This window comes from Rubrivirga sp., assembly GCF_049648075.1.
Taxonomy (GTDB): domain Bacteria; phylum Bacteroidota; class Rhodothermia; order Rhodothermales; family Rubricoccaceae; genus Rubrivirga.
This window is the reverse complement of sequence record NZ_JBARYR010000433.1, coordinates 1-4,316: the sequence shown is the minus strand read 5'-3', so window position 1 is coordinate 4,316 and position 4,316 is coordinate 1. Positions and strand designations below refer to the sequence as shown.

At 68.4% G+C, this 4,316-nt stretch carries 5 protein-coding genes; all 5 read left to right on the top strand.

The features are described 5' to 3' along the window. Positions 1-208 precede the first annotated feature (208 nt). Positions 209-622, top strand: a complete 414-nt coding sequence (locus tag WBA11_RS12340) for a strawberry notch-like NTP hydrolase domain-containing protein (RefSeq protein ID WP_424520979.1) — start codon at positions 209-211, stop codon at positions 620-622. Between the two features lie 81 nt (positions 623-703). Next, positions 704-1,219 (top strand): DOMON domain-containing protein, encoded by a 516-nt coding sequence (locus tag WBA11_RS12335; RefSeq protein WP_424520978.1) that lies wholly within the window; start codon positions 704-706, stop codon positions 1,217-1,219. A gap of 120 nt (positions 1,220-1,339) precedes the next feature. Continuing rightward, positions 1,340-1,816, top strand: a complete 477-nt coding sequence (locus WBA11_RS12330; protein ID WP_424520977.1) for a MarR family winged helix-turn-helix transcriptional regulator — start codon at positions 1,340-1,342, stop codon at positions 1,814-1,816. Between the two features lie 49 nt (positions 1,817-1,865). Further along, on the top strand, positions 1,866-3,527 hold the full coding sequence (locus WBA11_RS12325; protein WP_424520976.1) for an NAD(P)/FAD-dependent oxidoreductase: 1,662 nt from the start codon (positions 1,866-1,868) through the stop codon (positions 3,525-3,527). Between the two features lie 20 nt (positions 3,528-3,547). Beyond that, positions 3,548-4,096: a dihydrofolate reductase family protein gene (locus WBA11_RS12320; protein ID WP_424520975.1), complete on the top strand. Its 549-nt coding sequence runs from the start codon at positions 3,548-3,550 to the stop codon at positions 4,094-4,096. Positions 4,097-4,316 lie beyond the last annotated feature (220 nt).

Here is a 4,316-nt window from a genome sequence, read left to right as displayed (position 1 = left end):
CCGGAGCCCACCGGGGAGTGCCCGGAAGGCTCCGCACTTCGTGCCACCCGAAAATCCCGTGGCTCCTTCCGCTTCTCACGTCGCAACGACCGCGATAGCAACTCAGGTCGAACAGCTCGATCTCTTCGCCTTCCTCGCACCCCGCGTAGCCCGTCTGGGCACGTCGGCGCCGCGTCCAAAGGCGTCGGTCGCGCCTGTGCGTCAGACGGTGCCTGCATGGCCCTTCGCGGACGCGCGGCCTCTGGCGGTCGAGACCGCCGTCGAGGACACCCAGGGCGCGCTCACAGCAAGCGTGCTCGACGCCTACCGCCCAAGCGTCCATGTCCCCGGCGCGTGTCCCCACCCGACGCGGCTCGTTGAGTCGGCCGCGATGGCGGCGGCCACGGCACCGCCCAGCGCCTACCGTCCGACACTCCCGGAGTACCTCGTGACCGACGGCCACCTCTCGGACGCCCAACCCCAAACCGTCTGCCGGGCTGGCGGTGCCCACGCGGAGCATCTTCCGGGTACCGGCGAAGAGACGGGACCACACCAGGGGTTCTTTCTTGGGGATGGGACGGGCGTGGGAACGCAGTCCGTCAGTGACTGGGCGCTCCTGCCAGTCGGTGAAAACTGTCTGTGAAGGGAGGGAAACTGATACGTTGCCTAGGCAACGTATATTCAGTCCCTTGAGCTTCCACTCCCTTCGTCGCCAATCGATCCAATGGTCTGCCGCGTTCTTCTGCTCCCCATCCTGCTGCTGGGGATCTCAATGTGTACACCTGCCAGTCCGCCGCCCACCCCGATCGGCACAGTGTCGTCTGGTGGCATCACGTTTTCGTGGGCCCACATTGGCGGCGAGCTTCGGTGTCACGTGCAGGCGCCGACAACCGGCTGGGTAGCCATCGGTTTCAACGAGGTCGCCGAGCTCACCGGGACACGCCTGGTGATGGGCGCCTTCGTCAACGGTGAGGCGATTGTGTCGGACCGCACCGTCGTAGCGCCCGGAGACCATCGGCCGATCGAGGACGTGGGCGGCGTGTCCGATTTGAGCCAGCCGAGTGGGACGGAGCGCGACGGCACCACCGAGATCTCGTTCACCCTGCCCGCTGCTACGGCCCATGAGTGGTCGCACGACCTGCGCCAAGGGACGACGGTCCACCTGCTCTTGGCCTACAGCGTGGCCGACGAGTTCGACCACCACTCCCGCGTACGCCGTCACCTGACGGTCCGGCTGTGACGGTGCCGACCGACGCAGCGGACGTGCCACACAAACCCGATGGCCGTGCGGGATGAAGGGTGGGGCTGCCAAGTGGCCGCCGCTCGTGAGCGCTATCGTAGACCCGTCCCCCCGCTGCCGATGCCTGACTCCCCCGACCCTATCGCCGACGTGTCGTCGCTCGACGTTGCCCTGGCCTACCGCGTCCACCGGCTGGCGCGGCTCCTCCGAGTACACCTCACGCGCGTCCTCGCCACGTCCGCGCCGGGCGTCTCGCCCGAGCAGTGGTTCTTGCTGTTCCGCCTGTTCGAGCGCGGCGGCCGGAGCCAGTCCGAGCTGACCGATCCCGTCCTTGACGACCGGCCCAACGTGTCGCGCCAGGTCACAGGGCTCGTCGCGGCCGGGCTTGTAGCACGCACGCCAGACCTCGAGGACGGCCGCAGGATGCTCCTCAAGCTGACGGCAGAGGGGCAGGCACAAGTGGAAACCCTGCTCGGGGCCGTCGTTGAGGAAAGGGGGAAGCTGTTCTCCGGCGTCTCTCCAGACGCGATCGGCACGTTCTCCGACGTCCTCGGCTCGATCACCGATGCGGTGAGTGACACCGTGACCGCAGATTGATTTGGAGGGCATCGTGTCGTACTTTGTTGCCCAGGCAACATAAGCTACTGTGTCATCTAGACTCTTCGACGTCGCCGTCCTCGGCTCCGGGTTCGCCGGGTCCGCGCTGGCAGCCATCCTGGCCCGGGAGGGGATGTCGGTCGTCCTGATCGAGGCCGGGACGCACCCGCGGTTCGCCATCGGCGAGTCGATGATCCTAGAAACGTCGGAGATGTTGCGCGCGCTCGCCGCGCTCTACGACGTGCCTGAGCTGGCCTACTTCTCGGCGGAGCCCTACCTCTGCCGTGCAGGGACGAGCCACGGCGTCAAGCGCCACTTCGGGTTTGTCCGGCACGACGAGGGCGGTCGCCACGACTCGTCCGATCCGCTCCAGACGTTGCAGGCCGTGATCCCCCGCGAGCCCCACGGTCACGAGCTCCACCTCTTCCGCCAGGACGCCGACGCGGCTCTCGTGCACGCCGCCGTCCGCTACGGCGCCGACGTGCGGCAGCGGACGCGCGTAGAGCGCGTGGACCTAGACGCGGAGCACGTCCGAATCGAAACCTCAGCGGGAGAGGTCCGCGCCCGCTTCGTCGCCGACGCCACCGGACCACGCTCCGTGCTCGTCCGCCAACTCGGACTCGCACCGCCCGATCCGGGTCTGCGCACGCACAGCCGAGCCCTCTTCACCCATATGGTCGGCGTGGCGCCGAGCGGCAGGACGGCCCACCGCTTGCCGTTCCGGATGGAGGAGGGCACGATCCACGACGTATTCCCCGGAGGGTGGCTCTGGCGGATCCCGTTCGGCAACCACCGCCGGTCGACGAACCCGCTCACGAGCGTTGGGTTGGTGCTCGACCCGCGCGTGTGGCCCGACCGGTCTGATCTCGCGCCCGAAGTGGAGTTTCGAGCCTTCATGTCCCGCTTCCCCGCACTCACCGAGGTGTTCGCCGGCGCCCAGTCGGTCCGGCCGTGGACACGGACCGGCCGGATCCAGCACCGGCCGACCCGGACGGTCGGCGAGCGGTGGGCGTTGGTCGGGATGGCGGCCGGGTTCGTGGACCCCCTCTTCTCGAAGGGGCTCTACGCGTCGCTCCACGGCGTGGCGCTGCTCGCGCACGCGCTTCTGGCCACGCGACGGCCGGACGGCCGACTCGGCATCGTTCCCGCGACGGCGTTGCAGACATTGGCGGAGGCTCAGGCGCGGTTTCTCGCCGCGAACGACCGGATCGTAGCGGCGTCAATGGCCTCGTGGCACGATGCCCGTCTCTGGAAGCCGGTCTCGGTCCTGTGGTTGCTCGGTGCCTACGCCGAGTTCTCGCGCCTCCTGGCTCTCCGCTTCCAGACCGGCATGGACCGGGACGCCTACACGGCTGGCCTCGCCCGCCTCAGTCTGGTCGGCGGCGGCTTCGAGGGATTCCAGGCGCTTTCCGACGGGCTCACGGACCACGTGCTGGCCACAGACCCAGCCGATGCTGAGGCCGTCGACGGCACGGTACAGGCGCTGCACCACGCGCTGGAAGCGGTCGAGTGGATGCCGGCCGAGTTCCGCGATGTACTGCGGGGACGGACCCACCTGAGCCGACACAAGCTGCGGCTGGCGGAGGTCACGCGCCCCGGCGGCGTCCTCGGACGCGGCGCCTTCCGCCAGGCCGTCTTCGGCGACCTCTCGCTCGGCCGGATGGCGTCGTCGTTCGCCCGGGATAAACTGGCGTACTCGCACCCATCCTGATCCCGAATCCTGTTACCGCTATGAATGACCATGACCTTACCTACCACGTCACCTACCACGTCGCCGCGACGCTCGACGGCTTCATCGCCCACGACGACGGCTCGTTCGAGGGGTTCTCCTGGGACGAGGCCGTCGTCGGCGATTTTCTCGCCGACCTCGACGCCTTTGGGACCGTCCTGATGGGGCGGAAAACGTACGACGTTGGGTTGAAAGAGGGGAAGACGAGTCCGTACCCGACGATGCGGCAGGTTGTTTTCTCGCGAACGATGGCTGAAAGCCCGGACTCTGCTGTCGAGATCGTTCGCGAGGACCCCGTCGAGTTCGTCCGCGACCTGATGGCGGCGGCTGACGCTCCGGTGTGGCTGTGCGGCGGCGGAGAGCTCGCCGGCCAGCTCGCGGGCGCGGGCCTCATCGACCGCGTGGTGGTGAAGTTGAACCCGGTCGTTTTCGGGTCCGGCATCCCGTTGTTCGGCGTCGGCGCGGGGCAGGTCATGCTGGACCTGGAGGAGACGAAGGCGTACGACTGCGGGGTCGTCGTCCTCCGCTACGTCGTGCGCCGTAAGGCGTAGCCTGGCACGTCCACACGTCGGGGCGCAGACGCTCCGGGTCGGAACGGCAGCAGGTCACTACCGACCCTCAAGCGCCACCAGCTTGGCTCGCAGGTCCCGGACCATACCGGTACCAGATCCCAATGCGGCGTTGTACTCGTCGATCGCAGCGCGGTAGGCGCCAGCGGCCTCCGCGCGCCGCCCGCCCGTAGCGGCGAGGTCGCCGAGGCGCACGTAGGTC

What these genes read in the sequence shown, in the direction of transcription:
- WBA11_RS12335 (WP_424520978.1), top strand. Translation starts at nt 704, where the DNA reads ATGGTCTGCCGCGTTCTTCTGCTCCCCATCCTGCTGCTGGGGATCTCA.
- WBA11_RS12330 (WP_424520977.1), top strand. Translation starts at nt 1,340, where the DNA reads ATGCCTGACTCCCCCGACCCTATCGCCGACGTGTCGTCGCTCGACGTT.
- WBA11_RS12320 (WP_424520975.1), top strand. Translation starts at nt 3,548, where the DNA reads ATGAATGACCATGACCTTACCTACCACGTCACCTACCACGTCGCCGCG.